The 23,631-nt window shown below is 71.6% G+C and carries 21 protein-coding genes; 17 read left to right on the forward strand and 4 right to left on the reverse strand.

Going from position 1 to position 23,631, the window contains the following annotated elements; genetic code table 11:
• Positions 1 to 52: 52 nt before the first annotated feature.
• From JSX79_RS15530 to JSX79_RS15570, 9 genes are all read left to right on the forward strand, one after another.
• Positions 53 to 1,165 carry an ABC transporter substrate-binding protein gene (locus JSX79_RS15530; protein ID WP_229087003.1) on the forward strand — a complete coding sequence of 371 codons (1,113 nt, stop codon included), beginning with the start codon at positions 53 to 55 and terminating at the stop codon, positions 1,163 to 1,165.
• An 80-nt stretch (positions 1,166 to 1,245) separates the two neighbouring features.
• Positions 1,246 to 2,310 (forward strand): LLM class flavin-dependent oxidoreductase, encoded by a 1,065-nt coding sequence (locus tag JSX79_RS15535; protein WP_071295311.1) that lies wholly within the window; start codon positions 1,246 to 1,248, stop codon positions 2,308 to 2,310.
• On the forward strand, positions 2,307 to 2,996 hold the full coding sequence (locus JSX79_RS15540) for a cysteine hydrolase family protein (protein WP_229087005.1): 690 nt from the start codon (positions 2,307 to 2,309) through the stop codon (positions 2,994 to 2,996). Before JSX79_RS15535 ends, JSX79_RS15540 begins: the two co-directional genes overlap by 4 nt.
• A 5-nt stretch (positions 2,997 to 3,001) precedes the next feature.
• On the forward strand, positions 3,002 to 4,327 hold the full coding sequence (locus tag JSX79_RS15545) for an NtaA/DmoA family FMN-dependent monooxygenase (RefSeq protein ID WP_229087041.1): 1,326 nt from the start codon (positions 3,002 to 3,004) through the stop codon (positions 4,325 to 4,327).
• A gap of 1 nt (position 4,328) precedes the next feature.
• On the forward strand, positions 4,329 to 6,050 hold the full coding sequence (locus tag JSX79_RS15550) for an MFS transporter (protein WP_229087007.1): 1,722 nt from the start codon (positions 4,329 to 4,331) through the stop codon (positions 6,048 to 6,050).
• A 53-nt stretch (positions 6,051 to 6,103) separates the two neighbouring features.
• Positions 6,104 to 6,610 (forward strand): flavin reductase family protein, encoded by a 507-nt coding sequence (locus JSX79_RS15555; RefSeq protein WP_229087009.1) that lies wholly within the window; start codon positions 6,104 to 6,106, stop codon positions 6,608 to 6,610.
• A gap of 161 nt (positions 6,611 to 6,771) precedes the next feature.
• Entirely contained in the window at positions 6,772 to 6,987 is a 216-nt protein-coding gene (locus tag JSX79_RS15560) for a hypothetical protein (protein WP_229087013.1), read from the forward strand.
• Positions 6,988 to 7,039: 52 nt separating this feature from the next.
• Entirely contained in the window at positions 7,040 to 7,222 is a 183-nt protein-coding gene (locus JSX79_RS15565; protein ID WP_070416855.1) for a hypothetical protein, read from the forward strand.
• A gap of 208 nt (positions 7,223 to 7,430) precedes the next feature.
• On the forward strand, positions 7,431 to 7,667 hold the full coding sequence (locus JSX79_RS15570; protein ID WP_070416854.1) for a hypothetical protein: 237 nt from the start codon (positions 7,431 to 7,433) through the stop codon (positions 7,665 to 7,667).
• A 17-nt stretch (positions 7,668 to 7,684) separates the two neighbouring features.
• Here JSX79_RS15570 and JSX79_RS15575 read toward each other — a convergent pair whose 3' ends face one another.
• Positions 7,685 to 8,257, reverse strand: a complete 573-nt coding sequence (locus tag JSX79_RS15575; protein ID WP_229087015.1) for a TetR family transcriptional regulator — start codon at positions 8,255 to 8,257, stop codon at positions 7,685 to 7,687.
• A gap of 88 nt (positions 8,258 to 8,345) precedes the next feature.
• Here JSX79_RS15575 and JSX79_RS15580 point away from each other — a divergent pair, with 88 nt between their 5' ends.
• On the forward strand, positions 8,346 to 9,197 hold the full coding sequence (locus tag JSX79_RS15580; protein WP_229087017.1) for an SDR family NAD(P)-dependent oxidoreductase: 852 nt from the start codon (positions 8,346 to 8,348) through the stop codon (positions 9,195 to 9,197).
• 320 nt (positions 9,198 to 9,517) lie between these two features.
• Here the strand turns inward: JSX79_RS15580 and JSX79_RS15585 are convergent, their stop codons facing one another.
• Entirely contained in the window at positions 9,518 to 10,108 is a 591-nt protein-coding gene (locus JSX79_RS15585; protein WP_070416852.1) for a TetR/AcrR family transcriptional regulator, read from the reverse strand.
• 71 nt (positions 10,109 to 10,179) lie between these two features.
• Positions 10,180 to 12,279 carry an MDR family MFS transporter gene (locus JSX79_RS15590; RefSeq protein WP_229087018.1) on the reverse strand — a complete coding sequence of 700 codons (2,100 nt, stop codon included), beginning with the start codon at positions 12,277 to 12,279 and terminating at the stop codon, positions 10,180 to 10,182.
• A gap of 110 nt (positions 12,280 to 12,389) precedes the next feature.
• On the opposite strand from JSX79_RS15590, the gene JSX79_RS15595 reads away from it, so the two are divergent.
• The 3 genes from JSX79_RS15595 (at position 12,390) to JSX79_RS15605 (ending at position 16,479) form a co-directional block, all read left to right on the forward strand.
• Positions 12,390 to 12,866, forward strand: a complete 477-nt coding sequence (locus tag JSX79_RS15595) for a MarR family winged helix-turn-helix transcriptional regulator (RefSeq protein ID WP_071303102.1) — start codon at positions 12,390 to 12,392, stop codon at positions 12,864 to 12,866.
• A gap of 114 nt (positions 12,867 to 12,980) precedes the next feature.
• Positions 12,981 to 14,825 (forward strand): DEAD/DEAH box helicase, encoded by a 1,845-nt coding sequence (locus JSX79_RS15600; RefSeq protein ID WP_229087020.1) that lies wholly within the window; start codon positions 12,981 to 12,983, stop codon positions 14,823 to 14,825.
• Between the two features lie 337 nt (positions 14,826 to 15,162).
• The gene (locus JSX79_RS15605; RefSeq protein WP_229087022.1) at positions 15,163 to 16,479 is read left to right on the forward strand and encodes a fibronectin type III domain-containing protein; all 1,317 of its coding nucleotides are present in this window, start codon (positions 15,163 to 15,165) and stop codon (positions 16,477 to 16,479) included.
• Between the two features lie 80 nt (positions 16,480 to 16,559).
• On the opposite strand, the gene JSX79_RS15610 is transcribed toward JSX79_RS15605, so the two are convergent.
• Positions 16,560 to 17,486: an NAD-dependent epimerase/dehydratase family protein gene (locus JSX79_RS15610; protein WP_229087024.1), complete on the reverse strand. Its 927-nt coding sequence runs from the start codon at positions 17,484 to 17,486 to the stop codon at positions 16,560 to 16,562.
• 125 nt (positions 17,487 to 17,611) lie between these two features.
• On the opposite strand from JSX79_RS15610, the gene JSX79_RS15615 reads away from it, so the two are divergent.
• From JSX79_RS15615 to opgC, 4 genes are all read left to right on the forward strand, one after another.
• Complete coding sequence (locus JSX79_RS15615) at positions 17,612 to 18,331, forward strand: TetR/AcrR family transcriptional regulator (RefSeq protein ID WP_229087026.1); 720 nt, start codon at positions 17,612 to 17,614, stop codon at positions 18,329 to 18,331.
• A gap of 315 nt (positions 18,332 to 18,646) precedes the next feature.
• Positions 18,647 to 20,668 (forward strand): glycosyltransferase, encoded by a 2,022-nt coding sequence (locus JSX79_RS15620; RefSeq protein ID WP_071295305.1) that lies wholly within the window; start codon positions 18,647 to 18,649, stop codon positions 20,666 to 20,668.
• A complete protein-coding gene (locus JSX79_RS15625; protein WP_070416845.1) occupies positions 20,665 to 21,078 on the forward strand; it encodes an ATP-binding protein in 414 nt (137 codons plus the stop codon). Before JSX79_RS15620 ends, JSX79_RS15625 begins: the two co-directional genes overlap by 4 nt.
• Positions 21,075 to 23,585: an OpgC domain-containing protein gene (gene opgC / locus JSX79_RS15630; RefSeq protein WP_229087028.1), complete on the forward strand. Its 2,511-nt coding sequence runs from the start codon at positions 21,075 to 21,077 to the stop codon at positions 23,583 to 23,585. The genes JSX79_RS15625 and opgC overlap by 4 nt, the downstream gene beginning before the upstream one ends.
• The last annotated feature ends 46 nt before the right edge of the window (positions 23,586 to 23,631 follow it).

Here is a 23,631-nt window from a genome sequence, read left to right on the forward strand (position 1 = left end):
TTGCCTATCGCCGCACGCGGCGGCTGTGTATAAGAGACAGGTGCTGCGGCCGGTGAGCGCGAGGGCCACGGCCGCGCTCGCGGCCCTCGCCGCCGCCGCCGCCGTGGCCCTCGCCCTCACCGGCTGCAGCACCGGCTCGAGCGCGGGCACCGGCTCGTCCGAGGGCAGCGCCATCTCCGCCGAACGGTGCAAGGAGAACAAGGCCGCCGGCCCCATCACCTACCTGTCCGGCTACCAGTACCAGTCCTCGGCGTCGATCCTCGAGTACATCGCGGCCGACGAACTGGGCTACTTCACGGACCTCTGCCTCGACGTCACCCTCAAGCCCGGGTCGGGCGACACCGCGCAGAACACCAAGCTCCTCGCGAGCGGCCAGGCGACCGTGTCGGCCGTCGCGGAGCAGGACCTCATCCAGGCCCGGGCGAACGGCATCGACATCACCGGCATCTCGTCCTACTCGAACGCCGGGCTCGACATCCTGATGACGAACAAGGACATCACGAAGCTCCCGCAGCTCGACGGGAAGGTCGTCGGCCACAAGGGCTACGTCCCCGCCTCCGTCCGGGCGATGATGGAGAAGGCCGGTGTGGACTGGGACTCGCTCACCCTGGTGAAGGAGGGCTACGACCCCTCGGTCCTGCCGCGCAAGCAGAACGGTCTCGAGGCCCTCACCGGCTTCGTGTCGAACGAGCCGAACCTGCTCAAGGCCGCCGGCGACGACGTCACCGTGTGGCAGCCCGTCGACTACGGGATCCCCTCGTCGATCGGCGCGATGGCCGTGAACCCCGCGTTCGCGAAGGCACACCCGACCGCCGTCGAGGACGTCCTGCGCGCCGCCCTGCACGCCTACGACTTCTGCTCGTCGAGCGCCGCGAAGACGAAGCAGTGCGTCGGGTACGCCGCGAAGCTCTCCGGCGCGACCTACGACGAGGCGCAGAACGCGAAGATCTGGACGACCGAGACGAAGGTCATCGCGGACAACCCGACGCCGGGCCAGCCGCTCGGGGGCATCGACCCCGAGAACGTGTCGAAGCTCGTCGACATGCTGCACCAGTTCGACATCGTGAAGAGCTCGGTGACCGCGGACGACGCGAAGAGCTGGTTCACGAACGAGTACATCGACGCGATCACGAAGGACGGCGAGACCGTCTGGCCCGCGCCGTGACCACGGTGGGTCGCGCGGACGCGCGACCCACCCGGCACGACGTGACACGCACCGAGCAACGACCAGAGAGGCGGCGCACCATGCCCGCGAAGGAGTACGGGATCTTCCTCCCGATCGGCAACGGCGGATGGATGCTCTCCGACACCGCCCCCCACCCCGAGGCGACCTACGCCTGGAACAAGCGCGCAGCCCTGCACGCCGAAGCGATCGGCCTCGACTTCGTCATGTCGATGGCGAAGTGGCGCGGCTTCGGCGGGAGCACCGACCACTGGGGACGTTCCCTCGAGTCGATGACGATGATGGCCGGGATCGCTGAGGCGACCGAGCGCGTGAAGATCTGGGCGACCATGCACGCGAACGTCCACAACCCGGCGGTCGCGGCGAAGATGTACACGACGCTGCAGGACCTCTCCGGGGGTCGGGCGGGCATGAACATCGTCAACGGGGCCTACGCGGCCGAGTTCGAGCAGTTCGGGATCTGGGACGCCGGCCTCAGCCACGCCGACCGCTACCGGATGACCGAGCTCTGGACCGAAGCGGTCACCCGCCTCTGGACCGAGGACAGCGTCACGATGCACACGCCGTACTTCGACCTCGACGCCTGCGAGTCCCGCCCGCACCCGGCCAGCAGGCCGACGATCATCAGCGCCGGCAAGTCCGAGGCCGCTCGCGCGTTCCAGGCGAAGTACGCCGACGGTGCGTTCCTCGCGGCGGACAGCCTCGACGAGATGCGCGACCTGTCCCGCGACGTCCACGACCGCGCGGCCGACGAGGGTCGGGTGTGCCGGACCTACTCGATGCTCACCGTCGTGCAGGACGAGACCGACGAGGCCGCGCAGCGGAAGGTGCGCGAGTGGGGTGCCGGCGTCGACCGCGAGGCACTGGCCTCGATGCGGGCGTCGTGGGGCGTCCCCGCCGAGCAGGCCCGTGCGTGGGCGGACGGTGCTGCGGGTGAGGACGCGTTCCAGACCGCCTACGTCGCCGGTTCCGCCGAGACCGTCACGGAGCACATCGAGTACATCGTCGACCGGGGCGAGCTCGACGGCCTCATGCTGATCTTCCCCGAGTACGACCAGGACATGGTGCGCTTCGGCGAGACCGTCCTGCCGGCACTCCGCCAGCACGACGCGGCGGTCGTCCGGTGACCGGCGGCAGCGGCGGGCTCGACCCGCGACTCGCCCGGTTGCTGGACGCTGGTGGCCGCACGCCGGCGCTCGTCGTCGTCGACGTGCAGCGCGATTTCGGTGAACCCGCGCGCATCGCCGGCTACGGGCTCGACGACCGTGCGTTCGCCGCGGTGGACGCCGCGATCGTCCGGATCGGCGCCCTCGTCGACGAGGCGCGAGCCACCGGCGTCCCCGTCGTCTGGGTCGAGCTCGGCAGCGACCCGTCCGCCCCGTGGCACAGCAGCACGTGGCTGCGCGGCGGTGCGCTCGACGGACCGATGCCGGAGGACGAGCCCTGCCGCATCGGCACCGCCGGCGCCGAGTGGTACCGCACGGCGCCGGCGCCCGGTGAGACCCGCGTCGTCAAGCGCGGCTACAGCGGGTTCCTCGGCACGGACCTGGAGGCGCGGCTCACCACCGCAGGGATCGGCTGGCTGACCGTCGTGGGCCTCACGTCCGAGTGCTGCGTCTTCGCGACGGCGCAGGACGCGATGCAGCTCGGCTGGCCCGTCGTGGTGCCGTCGGACGCCACCGCCGCCTACGACATCGACGTGCACGACGCCGCGCTCACGATGATCGAGCTCAACGTCGGTGTCGTCACGGACGCTGCCGAGACCACCGCACTGTGGCAGGCGTGGGCGGCATCGCCGGTGGGTGCCCCGTGAGCGGCATGCACATCGCCTACGACCTGTCCTTCACCCACACCGAAGGGCGCTGGGCCGCCCCCGGCAGCTGGGTCGGCCACGACTTCCCCGACGTCCGCATGTACATGGAGGTGGCCCGGACGGCCGAGCGCGCCGGCGTCGACATGCTGTTCTTCGGTGACGGCTCCGGTGTCCCGAGCACGTGGCGCGGCAGCATCGACCCGGCGGTCGAGTGGGGGATCCAGTGGCCCCGGCAGGACATGTCGCCGGTCATCGCGGCGATGTCGACGGTGACCGAGCACATCGGGTTCGGACTCACCTACTCGTCGACCTTCACGCACCCGTTCTCCACCGCGCGGCTGCTCAACTCGCTCGACCACGTCACGGGCGGCCGGATGGCGTTCAACGTCGTCGCGTCCTCGCGGGGTGCGGACGCCGCGAACTACGGCTCCGACCACCTGATCGACCACGACCTCCGGTACGAGCGGATGGAGGAGTTCATCGGCGTCTGCCGTGCGCTCTGGGACTCCGTCGCCCCCGACGCGATCGTCCGCGACCGGGCGACCGGGCGGTTCGCCGACCCGTCCCGTGTGCACCCCATCGACCACGACGGCCGGTTCTTCAAGGTGCGGGGGCCGCTCGCCAGCGTCCCGAGTCCGCAGCGCCACCCGGTCGTCGTACAGGCCGGCAACTCGCCGCGGGGCATCGCCGCGAGCGCGTCGTTCGCCGACCTCGTGTTCGGGTTCGGGGCGAGCGTCGCCGGGCAGCTCCGACACCGGAACGCCCTCGACGCGGCACTGACGGACGCCGGGCGGGACCCCGCCGCGGTCGGGATCCTCTGGGCGACCCAGGTGATCGTCGGCGCGACGCTCGCCGAAGCCCAGGCCCGACGGGACTCGCTCCTGTCGTTCTGGAACCGCGAGGCCGTCGGGACCTTCATCTCGCACAACGCCGGGTACGACTTCTCGACGCTGCCGGCCTCCTTCCGGCTCGGGGACCTGCGCGACGAGATCGTCGCCGCCCAGGCGAGCCCGGCCGGACTCGTCGGCAGCCTGGTCGCCGAGTTCGGGGAGGACCACACGATGGACCGCGACGACTTCTTCGAGCACGGGTGGCGCGCCGCGACCGGCCTCGACCACATGCTCGTCGGCGACGCCTCGGGGGTGGCCGACGCGCTCCAGGAGAACTTCGCCGCGACCGGTGGGCGGGGCGGCTACATGCTGTCCAGTCCGCTCGGGATGCCGTCCGGGTTCGCCGACCTCAGCGAGCTGCTCGTGCCGGAGCTCCGCTGCCGCGGGGCCCTCGCGCCGCGGTACCCGGGCGCCACGCTCCGCGAGAACCTGGCGGTGTGAGGTGACCCCGGCCCGTCGGTGGCTCGCGCTCGGCGGGCTCTGCCTCGGCTTCTTCATGCTGCTGCTCGACAGCACGATCGTGTCCGTCGCCCTGCCCGACCTCGGGCGAGACCTCGGTGCCGACGCGTCGACGTCGGTGTGGGTGAACAGCGCCTACCTCTTCGCGTTCGCCGTCCCGCTGCTCGTGGCGGGCCGGCTCGGCGACCGGTTCGGACACCGGCGCGTGTACCTCGTCGGGCTCGCGGTCTTCACGATCGCCTCGGTCGGGTGCGCGGCCGCGCCCGGGATCGGCGCCCTCGTCGCCTGGCGTGCGGTCCAGGGCCTCGGCGCTGCACTGCTCACCCCGCAGTGCCTGACCGTGATCCGGTCGCTGTTCGAACCGCCGAGGCTCGCCGTCGCGCTCGCCGTCTGGAGCGCCGGCGGCGGGGCGGCGACGGTCGCCGGGCCGATCGTCGGCGGGCTGCTCGTCGAGGCGTGGGGGTGGCCGTCGGTGTTCCTCGTGAACGTGCCCGTCGGGATCGTCACGGCGATCGCGGTCCTCCGCTTCGTGCCCGTCTCCCGGCGCATCGCGGTCCCACTGCCCCTGTTCGCCGTCGTCGGCGTGACCGTGGGGGTCCTCGGCGTGGTCGTCGGCGTGCAGGGCACGGACACCGGGCTGCTCGCCGACCCGGTCGCCCGTGGCGGTGCGGTCCTGCTCGGCGCCGCGGTGGTGGCAGCCGTCCTCGTCCGGCAGCGGCGAGCCGGCGACCGCGCCCTCGTGCCGCTCGCCCTCTTCCGCGACCGCGGTTTCGTCACCGGGTCGTGGGGCGCCACGGCCGCGTCGTTCTGCGTCGGGTCCGCCCCGATCCCGCTCATGCTCGACCTGCAGCAGACCCGCGGGCTGAGTGCGGGATCGGCGGCCCTCGTGCTCGTGCCGATGGGGGTCGCGTGCCTCGCCTCGGCGCCGTTCGTGGGCCGCATGACGAACACCGCCGGACCCCGGGCGACCGCGACGGTCGGAGCCGTCCTGCTCGTCGTGTCGGTGGCACTGACCGCGGTGCTCGTCGGTGCCGCGGCGCCCCTCTGGACGATCGCCGCGGCCTTCACCGGGTTCGGGATCGCGAACGCGTTCGTCTGGTCGCCGTTCTCCCTCGCCGCGGTCCTCGGTGCGGGTCCCGCGACGGTGGGGGCGGCATCGAGCGTCTTCAACACGGTGAAGCAGCTCGGCGCCGTGCTCGGCAGCACCGCGACGGCCGTGCTGCTCGCCACCGCGGGTGACGCGGTCGCGCTCGGTGCGCTCGCGCTCGTGGCCTGCGGTGCCGTGGTCGCCGCGCGTGCGCTGTCCGGCCGTCCGGGTGCCCCGGTCGTCCTGACCGGCGTGATCGTCCACGGTGCAGGGGTCGGGCACGACCTGGGGTTCCCCACCGCGAACCTGCGGCCCGAGGACGAGTCTGCTGCTCCCGTCCCCGTCGACGGGGTCTACGTCGGATGGCTCGCGGCTCCCGTCGGCGCTCCGCCACGGCAGGCCCTCGTGTCGATCGGCAGCAACAGCACCTTCCCCGACCGACCGCGCACGGTCGAGATCCACGTGCTCGACTTCGACGGCGACCTGTACGGCTCGGTCGTCGAGCTCACCGTCGGTCGGCGCATCCGACGCCAGCGCACGTTCCGCGGGCCGGACGCGCTCGTCGCCGCGATGCGGTCCGACGAGCGTCGGGCCCGTGCGGTGCTCGCCCGCTCCTGACCGTTCGTCCCCGACCGCTCGTCCCCGACCACTCGTTCCCCGAGGAGGACCCCGTGCACGACCACTTCATCGAGGACCCGCTCGACATCCGTGAGGCGATCGCCGAGGTGCCCTCCGTCGTGGCCGCGATCGCCGCGTGCGTCGACGGTTCCCCCGTGGTCATGGTGGCGACGTCCTTCACCGTCGGCGTCTCCTACGACCCGCCGCTGGCGACGATCGCCGTGCAGCACTCGTCCACGACGTGGCCCGACCTCGCAGCAGCGCCGACGCTCGGCATCTCGGTGCTCGGCGACGGACACGGGCCGCACACGGCGCAGTTGGCGTCCCGGGACCGTGCGCGGCGCCTGCACGGCATCGAGTACGTCGCCGCCGGGTCCGGTGCGGTCTTCCTCGACGGTGCCCACTCGTGGTTCGAGTGCTCGGTCGAGGGCGTCCACCGTGCGGGCGACCACGACATCGTGGTGCTCCGTGTCATCCGGGTCGCACGGGATGCCGCCCGGTCGGCGCTCGTCTGGCACCGGCCGGCGCGCTCGAGGGTCGCCGTCGACGCGCAGCCGTGACCACAGGGGCGCTGGCGCCGTCGTTCCTCCCCAGCGCGGGGCGAGCAGGAGCGAGGGAAGCTCGGTAGCGTTCACGATGCGTGCACAGGGCCGTCTCCTCACTGTGCTCGTCTGCTCGGCATGCAGCGTTCAGGAGGCGCCACGAACATCCCTGGGAACACATGCCGCTGTCCATCGTCATCGTCGGTCTGCTCGCCGCTTCGGGTGGGCTGCTGTGCGCGCTCATCCCGCGACCGATCTCGCGCACGATGAAGGAATCCCTTCGTCCGCTGCTCGGGCAGAACGCCGCCGAGATCTCCTCAGTCCGGGTGGTGCGGACCTTCGGGATCCTCGTCGCGATGGTCGGAGTGTTCTTCGTCCTCACCGTGGTGATCTGATGCCGTCCGGAGGCCGGACACCTCGCCCGGAGAGGGGCTTCCGATGTTCAGGATGAAGGGAAACCTCCTGCTGCCGACGATCATCGCCTTGGTCGCGATCGCACTCGGTGTGGTCACGCTCCTCTCGCCCGGTCGCGCCGAGGCCGGCGTCGCCATCTGGGGCGCGCTCGCGGGCTTGTTCGGCGTGTACGTGTTGTGCGGGGTCGTGGTCTCGTGGCGAGCCAGGAACAAGTGACGGCGTTCGCGTCGATGAGAACGGAGCCGCATCGAACGCACTCCCACTCGTCCTCGGGCTCGTGCTGGTGGTCGGCGGATTGGCGTGCATCCCGTAAGTGGTGCAGCGGCATCGCAACCACCCGCCCTCCGACCGTGGACGGCTGATCGCAGTCGTGATCGCACTCGTCATGCTCGTCGCCGGCGCGCTGCTCCTCCGGTGAACGTCGTTGACTGACTCGCTGGCGCTCTGGGTCCTCGGCGGCGCCTTCGTGCTCCTCGGCTGCGCGACCGCGGTGTCGCCGGAGGCGATGCACGACTTCCTGCAGCGGCAGATGCGCATCGTCCAGGGCAAGAAGGCAGCTGATCGTCACGCCCAGTTGCCCACGGCACTCTTCCGGGCCCTGGGCATCGCCATGCTCTGCGTCGGCATCGTGCTCGGCGTGTTCGCCGCGACGGGCGGCTGAGCGCCGAAGCACCCCGCTCAGCCCCGCACGACCGCCGCCACCGTCGCCACGACGACCTCCCGCCGCCGCGCCGCCCCCACCTCGTCCGTCAGTCGGGCGTACTCCGGCGTCGCACCACTCCACAGCGCAGCGGTGTGGATGACGATCCCGAGGAGCTCCGCCGCCGAGAACGTCGTCGGCAGCCGACCGTCCCGCTGTGCGTCCTCGATCTCCCGGAGCTTGGCGGCGTTGCTCCGCACGACGGCGTCGATCGGGTGCGAGGTGTCGCCCCGCTCGAGCCGGTACCAGGTCGCCAGGCGCTGCACCCAGGGTCGGTGCGCGTAGGAGTCGTGCAGGCGTCCGGCGTACTCGGGCAGGTCGTCGGCGTCGATCGTGACCTCGTCGAGCGTCTCAGCGACCATCGCGTCGAAGACCGCGTCGAACAGGCCGTCCTTGCTGCCGAAGTAGTGGTAGATCTGCGCCTTGTTACTCGCGGCGGCTGCGGCGATCCGGTCCACGCGCGCGCCGGCGATCCCGACCGCGGCGAACTCGTCGCGGGCGGCGACGAGGAGTCGGGCGCGGGTGGCGTCGGCGTCGCGGGGCATCGGCATCCGTCCAGGTTATCAACCGGACGGTTGACAAGCGAGCGGCGGAGGTGTTCCATGAGTGCTGTCAACCAACCAGTCAGTTAGGAACATCATGTCCGTCTTCCTCGTCACCGGTGCCTCGCGGGGCCTCGGCCGCTCGATCGTCACCGCAGCCCTCGCCGCCGGTCACCAGGTGGTCGCCGGGGTCCGGGACCTCCACGCCCTCGACGACCTCACCAGCGCGGAGCTCGTCCCGGTCGCGCTCGACGTCACCGACCCCGACGCCGCCCGTGCAGCGGTCTGCACCGCGGTCGAGCGCTTCGGCCGGCTCGACGTGCTCGTGAACAACGCCGGGTACGCGAACCTCGCCAGCATCGAGGACGTCGACCCCGCCGACTTCCGCGCCCAGGTGGAGACCAACCTGTTCGGCGTGGTGACCCTCAGCCAGGAAGCCGTGCACGTCATGCGCGAGCAGGGCTCCGGGCACATCGTGCAGGTCTCGTCCGTCGGCGGGCGCATGTCGACGCCGGGGCTCGGCGCGTACCAGACCGCGAAGTGGGCCGTCGGCGGGTTCTCCTCGGTGCTCGCGAAGGAGGTCGGGCCCCTCGGCATACGCGTCACCGTCCTCGAGCCGGGCGGCATGCGCACCGACTGGGCGGGGTCGTCCATGACGGTCGCGCCGGTCCGGCCGGAGTACGAGGCGACCGTCGGGGCCTCCGCACGGATGCACGGGGGCACGAGCATCGGTGCGAGCGACCCGGACCTGGTCGCCGAGCTCGTGCTGCAGGTCGTGGCGATGGACGAGCCGCCGCTCCGCTTGCTCGTCGGCCCGGACGCGTTCGAGCACGGGACGGCCGCCGGCCGCGCGCTCCTGGCCGAGGACGAGCGGCACGAGGCGCTCAGCCGGTCGACGCAGGCGGCCGACGCGACGCCGGAGCAGCTGGACCCGCTGGCACGCGCCTGAGACGCGACCACCTGACGGACGGGAGGCGCGGTGCGAGCCGGTACCGTCCCTCCCGTCCGACAAGCGGTACCGTCTCCACGCGCTGGGCGACAGTCCACGGGCCGGTGTGCGCGTGACGTGTCGGTGAGCGCGAAAGTTCACCCGGCTCGAGACGGTCGCTGCGTGGTCGCCCCGCGACACGCGCCGTTGCGCGCCGCGGGGCGAGGGCACCGGCCGTCGGGTGCGGCCGGTGCGAGGAGCGTAGGCAGCCTCCGCGCCCGGTGGGAGGACTCCTGCGGGATGCCGAAACGGCCTGCGGGTCCACGCAGGCAGACGTCCGGTCAGGCGGACGCGAGCGCGCCCATCTCGCCGACCACGGCGCGCAGTCGGACCGCGAGCTCGTCCGGCCCGCCGACGGTCTCGCGGTGGGCCACCTCGGACAGCGCGGACATGACGAGGGCCACTGCGGTGCGGGCGGTCTGCTCGTCGGTCCGCGTGCCGACCGTGGCGAGCAGGGACTGCCGGGACTCGGCCATCCACTGCATGACCATCGGGGCCATCTCCGGGCGGAGCACGAGCAGCTCCTTCATCCGACGCCGGTCCTGCGAGAGGGGCACGGTGGCGGCGACGAGGCCGCACAGGTCGTCGATGAAGCGCCCCTCGGCGGTGGCGAACCAGGTCGCGGCGGCCGGCGGGACCTCGACCGTGTCGAGCCCGAGCGCCGCGTGCGCCTTCGAGGAGAAGTAGTTGAAGAAGGTCCGGGGGGAGACGTCGGCGTCGGCGCAGATCTGCTCCACGGTCACCCCGTCGAGGCCGTGCGCCGAGACGAGCGTCAGTGCGGCGTCGTGCAGCGCCGATCGGGTCTGCTGCTTCTTCCGTTCACGCAGCGAGCACGGCTCCGTCGCCGTCGTCGTCGCGGGGGTGGTGGTCACGGTGGCTCCTGGTGCTGGTGGGGTGGGACGCCCGTCCACGAAGGGGGACAGCGGACGGGCGCCCCGGTCGGTCACCGGCGCTGCGCGGGCTGCGTCGGGGTGGATCCGGTCATCGGGCCGGTGAAGGAGCCCGCCTCGGCGGCGGCCAGGCCGGCGGCCGTCTCGAGCTCGTCCTCCGCCGAGAGCCGGTCGTCGTCGGAGCGCTGCGCACCCGCGGCGTCCGCACGCTCCTGCAGCGCCGAACGCTGACGGAGCGGCGGCACCCGGAAGAACCAGGTGAGGACGAAGGCGAGCAGGATCACACCGAGACCGACCCAGTAGATCGTCACGGACGAGGCGTTGAAGCCCGCCATGAACGGCCGGGTGAGCCGGCTGTCCGCACCGGTCAGGAACGAGGTGTCGTTCGTGCTCATGGTGCTCGACCCGGAGCCGCTGCCGTCGGAGACCTGCTTCGCCACGGCCGGGGTGAGCTCGCCCACCCAGTAGGACCGTTGCGCCGCGTCCGACCAGTCGACGACGAGCTTGCCGTCCTGCACCGAGGCGTGGGCCTGGTCGGCGGCCGCGGCGAGGGCCTGGGCCTGCACGGCGGCCGGGGCGCTCGCGGTCGACTGCTGCACCTGGGCGGTGACGTCGTCGAGCGAGGCCTGCACGTTCTGCTCGAGCGGGGTGACGATCGGGGTCCAGATCTCGTCCATGACGCCCCGGTTCGCGGGCGCGGTGGCCACGGTCGGGTTCGTCGCCGCGTCGAGGGCTGCGCCGAGGTCCTTCTGGTTCGCGGTCGCGTGCAGGATGTTCGACGGCATCACCGAGAACAGGATCGACAGGAGCACGGCCGTGCCGAGCGTGCCACCGATCTGGCGGAAGAACGTGGCGGACGACGTGGCGACGCCCATGTCCCGGGCCTCGACCGAGCCCTGCGACGCGAGGGTCAGCGACTGCATGACCGACCCGAGCCCGAGGCCGATGAGGAACATGCCGATCATCAGGAACCAGAGCGGCTTGTCGATGCTCATGAACGTCAGGACGACGTAGCCGGAGGACACCAGCGCCGTGCCGATCACCGGGAAGATCCGGTAGCGGCCGACCCGGGCGACGATCTGGCCGCTCGTGATCGACGCGATCATGAGCCCGCCGACGAGGGGGAGCGTCGCGAAGCCGGACTCGGTCGGGGTCAGGCCGACGACGATCTGCAGGTAGAGGGGGATGGTCAGCATGGCGCCGAACATCGCGAAGCCGACCAGGAACCCGATGACCGTCGCCATCGAGAACGTGCCGGAGCGGAAGAGCTTCAGCGGGATGATCGCGGCGTCGCCCATCTTCGACTCGATGAGCAGCAGCGCGACGAGGCCGACGACGCCGATGACGTAGCAGGCGATCGCGGCGGCCGAGCCCCAGCCCCAGGTGCGGCCCTGTTCGGCCACGAGCAGGAGCGGGACGAGCGTGACGATGACGGCGGTCGCGCCCCACCAGTCGACCTTCGGCTTCGCGGTGTCGCCACCGTGCACCTTCGGCAGGTGCAGGAAGACGAGCACCATGACGAGGGCTGCGATGCCGATCGGCACGTTGATGAGGAGCACCCAGCGCCAGCCGGTGATCCACAGGATCTCGGAGGAACCGGCGAGCAGGCCGCCGATGAGCGGGCCGATCACGGACGAGATGCCGAACACGGCGAGGAAGTAGCCCTGGTACTTGGCACGTTCGCGCGGAGCGAGGATGTCGCCCATGATCGCGAGCGGCAGGGACATCAGCGCACCGGCACCGATGCCCTGCACGGCGCGGAAGCCGGCGAGCATGAGCATCGAGGTCGACATCGACGAGAGCACGGCGCCGAGGATGAACACCACGATGCCGAAGATGTAGAGCGGCCGGCGCCCGAAGATGTCGGAGAGCTTGCCGTAGATCGGCGTCGCGATGGTCGAGGTGATGAGGTACGCGGTCGTCACCCAGGCCTGCTGGTCGAGCCCGTGCAGGTCGTCACCGATCGTCCGGATCGCCGTGCCGAACACCGTCTGGCCGAGCGAGGACAGGAACATGCCCGCCATCAGCCCGTAGATCACGAGGAGGATCTGGCGGTGGGTCATCAGCGGCTGCTGGCCGGGTGCGGCGGAGTCCGTGGGGACCCCGGCTGCGCGTCGGCCGTGCTGCACCGGGACGGGTGCGGTGGCGGTCATCGAGCTCCTTGCTTCGTGCTGTGTTTCCTGCTGTGAAAGTTTGCAGACCGCGCAACGATACATCCATTGCTTCCGACAAGCAACTAAATCTGGCCGCTACGCTGTCCGGCATGACCGAGGACCGGGACGACGCCGAGCGACTGCTGCGCGCGCAGCTCGACCGGCTGTGGGTCCGGCAGACCCTGCGGTCGTCGCTCATCGAGTCGCGCGGGGGACTGGACCCCACGGCGCGCGTGATCCTGCGGGCGGTCGACCACTTCGGGGCGGTCCGGTCGATGGCGATCGCGGACGCCACGGGGTTGTCGCGCCCGGTGATCAGCCGCCGCGTGGCGTCGCTCGTCGAGTCCGGGTACCTCGGCACCGCCCCGGACCCGGCCGACGGACGCGCCAGCCTCGTCTCGATCGCCCCGGCCGGCCGGACGCTGCTCGACACGCTCGACGTCGCCGGCGCCGAGGTCTTCGACGACCTCACGGGGGCGTTCGCCACGGGGGAGCTGCACACCCTCGCGGGGCTCCTCGCCCGGCTCAACGATCGCGCCGACGCGGTCCTCGGGATCGGCGCCACGGACCGGCGCGACGCGTCCTGACCACGCGGCACGCGCCCGTGACGCGACCAGGAGGCGGACGGGAGGCGCGGTGCGGGCCCGCCCCGATCCTCCCGTTCGTCACTGCTCGCGCCGTATTCGAGATACCGTTTCCGCATGAGCACGGACACCGCCACCACCACTGAGACCCTCGACGACGGGCCAGTGGTGACCTTCGCCGACCTCGGCCTGAGCGATGCTGTGCTCAAGGCCGTCAAGGACATCGGCTACGAGACCCCCTCCGCCATCCAGGAGGCCACGATCCCGACCCTGCTCGAGGGGCGCGACGTCGTCGGCCTCGCGCAGACCGGAACCGGCAAGACCGCGGCGTTCGCGCTGCCGATCCTGTCCCGCATGGAGGCGGGCAGCAAGGTGCCGCAGGCGCTCGTGCTGTCGCCGACCCGCGAGCTCGCCCTGCAGGTGTGCGAGGCGTTCGAGCAGTTCGCCTCCCACATGAAGCACGTGCACGTCCTGCCCGTCTACGGCGGCCAGGCGTACGGCGTGCAGCTGTCCGCCCTGCGTCGCGGCGTGGACGTCGTCGTCGGCACGCCCGGTCGCATCATGGACCACATCGCCAAGGGCACGCTCGACCTGTCCGAGCTGAAGTACCTCGTGCTCGACGAAGCCGACGAGATGCTCAAGATGGGCTTCGCCGAGGACGTCGAGACGATCCTCGCCGAGACCCCGGACGACAAGCAGGTCGCGCTGTTCTCCGCGACGATGCCAACCCAGATCCGCCGCATCTCGCAGCAGTACCTCACCGACCCGGCCGAGATCACGGTCAAGACGAAGACGAAGACCGCGGCGAACATCACGCAGCGGTACCTCATGGTGTCGTACCCGCAGAAGGTCGACGCGCTCACCCGCATCCTCGAGGTCGAGGACTTCGAGGGCATGATCATCTTCGTCCGCACGAAGAGCGAGACCGAGACCCTCGCCGAGAAGCTCCGCGCCCGCGGGTACGCCGCAGCGGCCATCAGCGGTGACGTCGCCCAGGCCCAGCGCGAGCGCACGGTGAACCAGCTGAAGTCCGGCAAGCTCGACATCCTCGTCGCCACCGACGTCGCCGCCCGCGGCCTCGACGTCGACCGCATCACGCACGTCGTGAACTACGACATCCCCGTCGACATCGAGTCCTACGTGCACCGCATCGGCCGCACGGGTCGCGCCGGCCGCTCGGGTGACTCGATCAGCTTCGTCACCCCGCGCGAGCGTCGCCTGCTGTCCGCGATCGAGCGGCACACCAAGCAGCCGCTCACGCAGATGCAGCTGCCGACGATCGAGGACGTCAACGAGACGCGCCTCACCCGCTTCGACGACGCGATCACCGCGGCGCTCGAGCAGCAGGACCGCATCACCGCGTTCCGCGACATCATCGCCCACTACGTCGAGCACCACGACGTCCCGGCCGACGACGTCGCCGCCGCGCTGGCCGTCGTCGCGCAGGGCGAGGACCCGCTGCTGCTCGACCCGAAGGCCGACGAGCTGCGGAACCGCGTCGACCGCGACGGCCGGAGCAGCGACCGCCGTGACCGTGACGACGACCGCGGTGCCCGTGGCGACCGGGCCGACCGTGGCCCGCGCCGCTCGCAGCCGATGACCGCCTACCGCATCGAGGTCGGGCGTCGGCACCGCGTCGAGCCGCGCCAGATCGTCGGGGCCCTCGCGAACGAGGGTGGCCTGCGCCGTGACGACTTCGGGGCGATCCAGATCCGCCCGGACTTCTCGATCGTCGAGCTGCCCGCCGACATGGACGCCGGGGTGCTCGACCGGCTGACGGACACCCGGATCAGCGGGAAGCTCATCGAGATCAAGCCGGACCGCCGTGGTGGTGGCGGTGGCGGGGCGCGCCGGTACGACCGCGACGACCGTGGGCCGCGTGCCGGTGGTCGGGACCGTGACGACCGCGGGCCGCGTCGGTACGACCGCGACGACCGTGCGGAGCGCAAGCCGCGTCACTGACGCGCGTTCTCCAAGACGGGAGGCGCGGTGCCAGCTGGCACCGCGCCTCCCGTCGTTCCGGCGTTCCGTCGTTGCGTGGGCGCACGTCCCCGCGAAAGCGACAGTGCACAGGGCGCCGCCGCCGTCCGTGCCGCGAGAGCGACACTGTGGCGCGGACGTCCGGCGGCAGCGTGTCGCTTTCGCGAAGCGCGGCGCCCCGGCCCGCGGGTTGCGGGATGACGCATGAGGGCCTGCACGGCCCGCACGATCCCGCCGCCGACGGGTCCGCGAGGTCCGACCGGTGCTCTGATGTCCGTAGTCGTGGCGCATGGACCACGGGACGAACAGGGGAACGCACGTGTTCAGAGCCGTACTGACCGCCGCAGCCGCGGTGGCGCTCGTCATCGGGGGAGCCGCGCCGGCGACGGCCGCACCCTCGTCGGTGCCCGGCGCACCGACCTCCGTCCGCGTCACCGGAGCCGCGGACAGCGCGACCGTGACCTGGGGACTCCCGAAGTCCGGCGCGAAGGTCACCAGCTGGCGCGTCACCGTCTCGCCCGCGCAGCAGCAGCCGGACGCCGGCGTCGACCGACTCCCGGCCAGCGCGCGGTCCGACCGGTTCGGCAACCTCACCGCGAGCACCGCGTACACGTTCTCGGTCCGTGCGGTCGGGACCCGGGGCACGGGCAAGGCCGTCTCGGTGCGGTACACCGCGCCCGGGTCGGTCCAGACCGTGCAGTCCCTGTTCGCCCTCGACGGCGCGGGCTCGGTCGTGCGGTTCCCGACCTCGGGCACGTCCGCCCCGACCACGATCGCGCCGAACGCCGCCGGCTTCACGGCGGACGACGTGGGCGACGTGTTCGTGCCCTCGGCGGACCGCACCTCGATCGTGATGTACCCGGCCGGCGGCGCCGCTGCCCGGACCGTGGCGACCGGCCTCCACCTCACGGCGGACCTCCGCTCGGACGTCGCCGGCAACCTGTACTGGGTCGACTCGGTCTCCGGTGCGATCACGAAGCTCCCGGTGTCCGGGGCCGCACCGACGGCGATCATCCCCTCGGCCGGCTCCGGCTGGGCGGTCGGACGCGACGGCACGGTCTCGGCCGTGACCTTCGGGACCCAGGGCGCCGCGACGAAGGTCGTCTCCGTGTCGCCGACGGGCGTCCGGACCACCCGGTCGATCCCCGAGACCGGCTACCGGATCTTCGCGGCGGTCATCGCGGACGGTGGCGGGAACCTCTACGTCAACTACCTCTCGACCGGCGCGTCCGGTGCGAGCGGATGGGTCCTGCTGGCGAAGGGCTCGAGCGAGCTCGTGTCGGCCGAGTCCCGGATCGGCTTCACCTACGCGGCGACGAACGGGCGGGCGCTGGTGTCCGCCAAGTCCGCCGGGTGGTGCGCTGCTCCGAGCGAGGGCAGCCCCGGCGGCTGCACCGCCGACAAGACCATCACCTCGCTGTCCTCGCGGACGGCCGACGGGACGACCACCGAGCAGACCACGAGCGGCGTGACCGCCCAGGGCCGTGGCGTGTGGATCGGTGCGGCGGACGAGGCGGGCGACCTGTTCTTCGACGTGAGCGCCGGCCCGACGACCGGCCTCTGGCGGCTGGACGCCGCAGGCGGCGTGGCGCAGCGGCTGTCCGCCGGACAGTTCTCGCGGTTGCTGGTGATCTGAGGTCGGACCCGACCAGGTGACTGACGGGAGGCGCGGTGCGGGCTCGCACCGCGCCTCCCGTCATGCAGTGCGCAGCCGGTTCAGGCGACGCCCTCGACGGTCCGTCGGCACACCTCGTCCCACGGGGTCGGCTCGATGCCGAAGTGGGCTCGGGCCGCCGAGTCGTCGACCACGTACGGGGCCGTCCACTGGTAGCTCATCTCGGCGATCTCGCGCATCATCGGTGAGACCAGCCCCATCGCGCGGAGCATGCCGGCGGGGAGACGCCGGACGGTGACCGGGGGCTTCCCCGCCGCGGCCAGCACCTCGGTGAGGGCCTGCACCTGCGACCGCGGCGCGTTGCTCGGCACCATCCAGGTGCGTCCGTGGGCGGTCTCGTCCGCCGCGGCCGCGACGAGCATCCGGGCGACGTCGAGCACGTCCGTGAAGGTGTGCGGCAGGTCGGTCCGGCCGATCATCGACACCGCCTTCCCCTGCAGCGCTGCCGGCAGGACGCGGGTGATGTGGCCGTTCTCGCCGATGCCGGCGCCGACGTAGTCCGAGGCGCGGACCTCGACGGCACGCAGCCGTCCCGCCTCGTGCGCCGTGCGTGCATCGGCCCAGAGCCGTGCCCGCAGGATGCCCTTGTGGTCCGTCGCGGCGTCCGGCAGGCTCTCGCGCATCGGTCCGTCGACGGGGCCGTAGGGGTAGAGGTTCCCGGTGATGGCGTACACCGCGCCGGTCCGCTCGGCGGCGGTGAGCAGCGCGGTCGCGAGCGGCGGCCAGGTCTGCTCCCACTGCGTGTAGTCGCCGGGGTTGGCGCAGTTGTAGAGGGCGACGGCCCCCTCGGTCGTCCGGGTGAGCGCGTCGGCGTCCGAGGCGTCCAGGGCGAGGTGCTCGACGCCGGAGACACCCGTGTCCCGGCCGGAGCGGGTGGCGACGGTGACCCGCTCGCCCCGTTCCGCGAGGAGTGCGGCGAGGTGACGGCCCACCGGACCGGCACCGATGACGACGTGGTGCTGCGACATGGCTTCCTGCTTTCGTCTGTTTGCGAGAGCACCGCTCTCGGTTCTCAGCATGCACGAGCGGTCACCGAATTGCAAGAGCAGTGCTCTCGATTGTGTGCAGTGCTCTCTCGTGTCATGGTGGAGGCATGACGGACAAGGCGCCCACTGCACGATCCCTCGCACGCGAGACCGTGCGGGCCGGCATCCTCGCCGCTGCCCGTGTCCGGCTCACCGAGGAGGGGCCGTCGCAACTGAGCCTCCGCGCCGTCGCCCGTGACGTCGGGATGGTGTCGTCTGCCGTCTACCGGTACTTCCCGAGCCGCGACGACCTGCTCACGGCGCTCCTCATCGCCGACTACGACGAGCTCGGCGGCGCGGTCGAGGCAGCCGAGGCGGCAGCGGGACCGGCACCCGGGGCTCGGTGGGTCGCGGTGTGCCGGGCGATCCGGACGTGGTCGATCGCGCACCCGGGGGACTTCGCGCTCCTGTTCGGCTCGCCGGTGCCCGGGTACGTCGCGCCGCGGTCGACCGTGGACCCGGCGTCGCGGACGACGCTCACGATCGTGCGGGTGGTCGCGGACGCGGTGGCGGACCCGGGGTACCGCGCACCGCTCCCGGCCGGATCGGGTCCGGGGCTCGTGGCTGCGGCGGTCGCGGACGGGGTGGCGTCCCTGCGGGCGTTCGGCACCGAGCTGCCGGAGGAGGTCCTCGTCCGCACGCTGATGGCCTGGACGACGGTGTTCGGCACGGTGTCGTTCGAGTTGTTCGGGCACTTCGTCGGTTCGGTGTCGGACGGTGCGGCGTACTTCGACGAGGTCGTCGCACGGCTGGCCGATGGACTCGGGTTCGTCGCCGAGTTCGACTGACGGGGTCGCGCTGCGGGTCGCGCCGTCCGTCGGTCGCGGGTCGCGTCGTCCGTCGGTCGCGGGTCGCGTCGTCCGTCGGCCGCGTCCTGTTGTCCCCAGAGCGGGGTGCCGGTCTGACAGGGGGCCCGTTCCTACGGTAGACAGGTCGTGGGCCCCGGTCGTACCCGACGACCGAGTCCACGCTCGGGACGGCACACCTGGAGTCTCCCCGGACGGACCACCACCCTCGGGCGCGCGCCGCGGCCGGGGCCGACGGATCAGGGAGGCTCGCTTGCGACGCAGCACGTTCGGCGACGCCGTCGTCGGGGGCACCCGGTGACCGCGCTCGACGTCAGCCGGCAGGACCGCCGCCGTCTCACGACCGGGACACCCCGGAAGCGCCTCGTCGCCGTCCGGACCGTCGCCCTGCTCGCCTCGATCGCCGGCGTGAACTACATCGTCTGGCGCTGGGCCGCCTCGGTGAACTGGCACTCGTGGTGGATCGCCGTCCCGCTGATCCTCGCCGAGACGTACAGCGTGATCGACTCGCTGCTCTTCGCGTTCGGGGCCTGGCGGCTCCGTGAACGCGGGGAACCGCCGACCCCGCCGCAGGACCCCGTGACCGTCGACGTCTTCATCACGACGTACAACGAGCCCGTCGACCTCGTCGTGCGCACCGCGACCGCGGCGAAGGCGATCACCCACCCGCACACCACGTGGATCCTCGACGACGGCAACCGTCCGGAGATGCGCGCCGCCGCCGAGTCGCTCGGGATCGGCGTCATCACCCGGGGCGCCGACTGGATCGACCGGCCGCGGCACGCCAAGGCGGGGAACCTCAACAACGCCCTGCTCGCGACCCAGGGGGAGTTCCTCCTCATCCTCGACGCCGACCAGGTCCCGGAACCGTCGATCCTCGACCGCACGCTCGGGTACTTCAAGGACTCGCGGATGGCGCTCGTGCAGACGCCGCAGTGGTTCGAGAACGTCCCCGAAGCCGACCTGCTCGGCAGCCAGGCGCCGCTGTTCTACGGGCCGATCCAGCAGTCGAAGGACGGGTGGAACGCCGCGTTCTTCTGCGGGTCGAACGCGATCCTCCGGCGCGAGGCGCTCATGCAGCTCGGGGTCACCCGGTACGTGCGCGAGGTCGAGGCCTCGGTCGCGCGGACGATCAAGACCTCCCGGAAGCTCCTCGCCCGAGCACGCGAGACGGAGACCGACCCGCGGGTGCTCGGGGCGCTCGACGAGGCCGAGGCCGTGGTCGACCGCGCACGCGACCAGGTCCAGCGCGGCGAGCCGCTCGGCGACGTCACCTACGACTTCCAACGCGGCATCGACACGATCTCCTACCGGTTCGCCGCGTCCGACCTCGAATCGGTCCGCAACGACCTGCAGGAGCTCGCGGCGATGTCGACCGACGCGAACACCTTCGCGGGCCTCGACGACGCGGCACTCGACGTCCTCGGCCGCCGCGACGCCTCACCGGTCGCCGCGATCGAGTCCATCGCCGTGCTCACCCGGGCGCTCGACGTCAACCGCGACGACGAGGCCCAGCCGATCATGCCCCTGGCGACGATCTCGGTCACCGAGGACATGGCGACCGCCATGCGCCTGCACGGCCTCGGCTGGAAGTCGGCCTACCACGACGAGATCCTGGCGAAGGGCCTCGCACCCGAGGACCTGCCGACCATGCTCGTGCAGCGGCTCCGCTGGGCGCAGGGCACCATGCAGGTCTTCTTCCGCGAGAACCCGCTCGTGCAGAAGGGCCTGTCGTGGGGGCAGCGGCTCATGTACTTCTCGACGATGTGGAGCTACCTGTCCGGCTTCGCCGCGATCGTCTACATCGCGGCCCCGGTGCTCTGCCTGTCCTTCGGTGTGGTGCCGGTCCAGGCGTACAGCGTCGACTTCTTCGTCCGGCTCATCCCGTTCCTCGTCCTCAACCAGCTGCTCTTCTGGGTGGTGGCGGCCGGCAGACCGACGTGGCGCGGGCAGCAGTACTCGCTGGCGTTGTTCCCGGTCTGGATCGAGTCCGTCACGAGTGCGTTCGAGAACGTGTTCCGGGGCAAGCCCCTGGGCTTCCGGGTCACCCCGAAGGTCCGTGACGAGTCCGAGCAGAAGCCGCGGTGGGACCTCGTGAAGCCCCAGCTCATCGCGATGGGGGCCCTGGTGGCGGCGCTGATCCTGATCGGCATCCGCTACCTGACCGGCCAGGCGTCCGGCATCGCGCCGCTCGTGAACACCGCGTGGGTCGTGTTCGACCTGTTCATCTTCAGCATCGTCATCCGGGCCGTGCTCTACCGCGGACCGGGCACGGCGCAGTCCGAGCACGAGTCGAGCACGGCCGGGGGACCCCTGTGAGCCCGGCGCGGGTCGAGTTCGACGTCCCGGCGGTGCCGGCGTCCCTCGACGAGGTGCAGGACCGCTTCGGCGCGTGGTGGGACACCCTCGGCATCGACGACGTCCGGCTCCGCTTCGGCCTCGAGACCGCCCTCGCCGAGATCGCCGCGAACATCGTCGAGCACACCCGACGCGCCGACCAGGAGGCCGGCCGGCGCTACACCGTGGAACTCGACGCGACCGACCACGAGCTCGTCGCCGTGCTCACCGACAACGGGCTGCCGGTCGACATCGACCTCGCTGCCGTGACGATGGCCGACGCCGACGAGGAGAGCGGTCGGGGCCTGGCCCTCGCGATCGCCGCGCTCGACCGGCTCGAGCACCGACACGAGGGCGGTCACAACGTCTGGACCCTGGTGTGCGCACGGTGAGCCGGACCGCTGCCCGGCTCGTCGCGTTCCTGGTGGTGCTCGCGACGTTCGCCCTGGGTGGCGCGCTGCCGGCGTCGGCGGTGCAGGCTGCCGCGACGAGCAGTGCGTCGATCACGCCGTCCGACGGGAAGACCTGGTTCGGACCGGACATCGACTGGGGTGACGACGCACCGGCCGGGTACGCGGGACGACTCGGCGCGACACCGTCGCTGTACGGCGTGGAGATCCAGTACCCGCTCGACCGCAGCGCCCGCAAGGAGTTCCTCCGGGCCACCCGCGCTGCCGCGACGCAGGGCGCCGTCCTCGTGGTGAGCCTCGAGCCCGACCAGTCGCTCCGGTCCCTCACCGCGGCCGACGCCCGCGCGGCGAACGCCCTGCTCGAAGAAGTCCACCGTCAGTACGACACCCAGGTGCTCGTCCGGTTCGCCCCGCAGATGAACGGCACGTGGGTGCGGTGGGGGCAGCAGCCGACGCAGTTCGTCACGGCCTTCCGGACGCTCGCGACCGCGGTCCACGGCGGCAGCTCGGACGCGCTGATGGTGTGGTCCCCGTCCTACGGTGCGGGCTACCCCTTCGGCGAGTCCGCCGGCCGGCTGCAGGACCTCTCCGCGACCGACGTCTCGAAGCTCGACACGAACGGCGACGGACAGCTCACCGCGGCCGACGACCCCTACGAGCCGTACTGGCCCGGGGACTCCTCCGTCGACTGGGTCGGGCTGTCGATGCTGTACTTCGGCAAGGGCAAGGCGACCGAGGCAGCCGGCCGGGACGTCCCGCTCACCCGGAACGACGTCCCCGAGGCCGGCGAGGTCTCCGCACGCTTCGACGAGACCTGGGGCTACGAGCAGCGACAACAGGGGAGCTTCTACGACCGCTTCGCCGTGGCCGACGACCGGCCGATGCTGCTCGACACCGGGGCGCTGTACGACCACTCGCTCCGGGGCGCCGACGAACTCCCGGTGAAGCAGGGCTGGTGGCGACAGGTGATCGCCGCCGTGCAGGACCGCCCGTTGATCCGCGGCGTGACGTTCCTCGAGACGAACCGCCGCGAACCCGAGGCCGGCAACCGCGTGGCCGACTGGCGCGACACCGCCGTACCCGGCATCGCCGGCTCGTTCCGCACCGACCTCGAGCGCGCGGGCGACTTCGTGTTCGGCCCCGTGACGGACGAGGTCACGCCACGGGACGGCGCCGCGGCGACCGACCAGCAGTACGACACCGGCGGCGACCAGATGGCCTGGATCGTCTGGTGTGCCGTCGGCCTCGCGGTCGTGTTCCTGCTGAGCGGCCTGTTCGGTCGCCTGCTGCCGAGCTGGCGGTACCCCGACGACGGCAAGCCCGGGCGCGACCTGCGGCTCGACCTGTTCCGCGGGTTCATCATCCTCGCCGTGGTGATCACCCACATCGAGATCGGCGGACCGTACTCGTACATCACGCTGCACGCCGTCGGCGCGATCACCGGCGCGGAGATGTTCGTGTTCCTGTCCGGCATGGTTCTCGGCATGACCTACCCGTTCGCCATCAAGAAGTTCGGCGAGTGGGCGGCCGCCATCGGGGCGTGGAGACGCGCGCGGAAGCAGTACCTCGTCACGCTCGGGGTGATCCTCGTCGTCTTCGCGCTGAGCTTCGTGCCGTTCCTGAACACCGACGCGATCACCACCTTCACCGACCGGGGGACCGGCACCGGGGGAGTCGGCGCCGAGGGGCGCGTCTACGACCTCTACCCGAACGCGATGCAGCTGCTGGCGTACCCGCCGCCCTGGTACGCGATCCGGCAGTTCCTGCTGCTCGAGATGGGCCCGTGGCCGTTCAACATCATGGGCCTCTTCGTGGTGCTGAGCCTGTTCATCCCGGCGTTCATGTGGGTGATCCGCCGCGGGTTCTGGTGGGCGCTGCTCATCGTCAGCTGGGCGCTCTACGTCTACCAGGCGCTCAACCCGGAGTTCCGGCCGCTGAACTCCCAGTTCGAGGCGGTCTTCCCGCTCCTCACCTGGCAGGTCGTGTTCACCCACGGACTCGTGCTCGGCTACTACCGCCGGCAGATCATCGGCGCACTGACCGGTCGCCTCGGCAAGGTCCTCGTCGGGGTCGGCATCGGCGGGTACGCGCTGTTCCTGGTCTACGTCTGGGCGGGCGACCACTTCGGGTTCACGCCCGTGCCGTTCCCGGCCTCGATGTACGACCAGCTGTACAACACCGCCTACCAGCGCGTCGACCTGCAGTGGGGGCGCCTGGTCGACATCGCCTTCTTCGCGATCGTGTCGTACGCGATCCTCACCGTGTTCTGGAAGCCGATCGCGAAGGCCATCGGGTGGCTGTGGATCCCGATCGGGCAGGCGAGTCTCTACGTGTTCGTCTGGCAGGTGTTCTTCGCGCTGGCGATCGCGTCGATCCCGGGTGTCGACTGGGGCAACGGCTGGATCGGCTTCGCGACCCACACCCTGCTGATCCTGCTGGCCTGGTACATGGTGCGGAAGCGGTTCCTGTTCTCGGTGATCCCGCGCTGACGCGCTGCGGGACGGACAGGAGGCGCGGTGCGGGCCCGCACCGCGC

The sequence above is a fragment of the Curtobacterium sp. GD1 genome (assembly GCF_020882855.1).
GTDB lineage: Bacteria > Actinomycetota > Actinomycetes > Actinomycetales > Microbacteriaceae > Curtobacterium.

Excerpts from the sequence above, each read along its gene's own strand:
- JSX79_RS15545 (WP_229087041.1), top strand. The coding sequence starts at position 3,002 with ATGCACATCGCCTACGACCTGTCCTTCACCCACACCGAAGGGCGCTGG.
- JSX79_RS15560 (WP_229087013.1), top strand. The coding sequence starts at position 6,772 with ATGCCGCTGTCCATCGTCATCGTCGGTCTGCTCGCCGCTTCGGGTGGG.
- JSX79_RS15575 (WP_229087015.1), bottom strand. The coding sequence starts at position 8,257 with ATGCCGATGCCCCGCGACGCCGACGCCACCCGCGCCCGACTCCTCGTC.
- JSX79_RS15565 (WP_070416855.1), top strand. The coding sequence starts at position 7,040 with ATGAAGGGAAACCTCCTGCTGCCGACGATCATCGCCTTGGTCGCGATC.
- JSX79_RS15580 (WP_229087017.1), top strand. The coding sequence starts at position 8,346 with ATGTCCGTCTTCCTCGTCACCGGTGCCTCGCGGGGCCTCGGCCGCTCG.
- JSX79_RS15595 (WP_071303102.1), top strand. The coding sequence starts at position 12,390 with ATGACCGAGGACCGGGACGACGCCGAGCGACTGCTGCGCGCGCAGCTC.
- JSX79_RS15610 (WP_229087024.1), bottom strand. The coding sequence starts at position 17,486 with ATGTCGCAGCACCACGTCGTCATCGGTGCCGGTCCGGTGGGCCGTCAC.
- JSX79_RS15590 (WP_229087018.1), bottom strand. The coding sequence starts at position 12,279 with ATGACCGCCACCGCACCCGTCCCGGTGCAGCACGGCCGACGCGCAGCC.
- JSX79_RS15600 (WP_229087020.1), top strand. The coding sequence starts at position 12,981 with ATGAGCACGGACACCGCCACCACCACTGAGACCCTCGACGACGGGCCA.
- JSX79_RS15535 (WP_071295311.1), top strand. The coding sequence starts at position 1,246 with ATGCCCGCGAAGGAGTACGGGATCTTCCTCCCGATCGGCAACGGCGGA.
- JSX79_RS15615 (WP_229087026.1), top strand. The coding sequence starts at position 17,612 with ATGACGGACAAGGCGCCCACTGCACGATCCCTCGCACGCGAGACCGTG.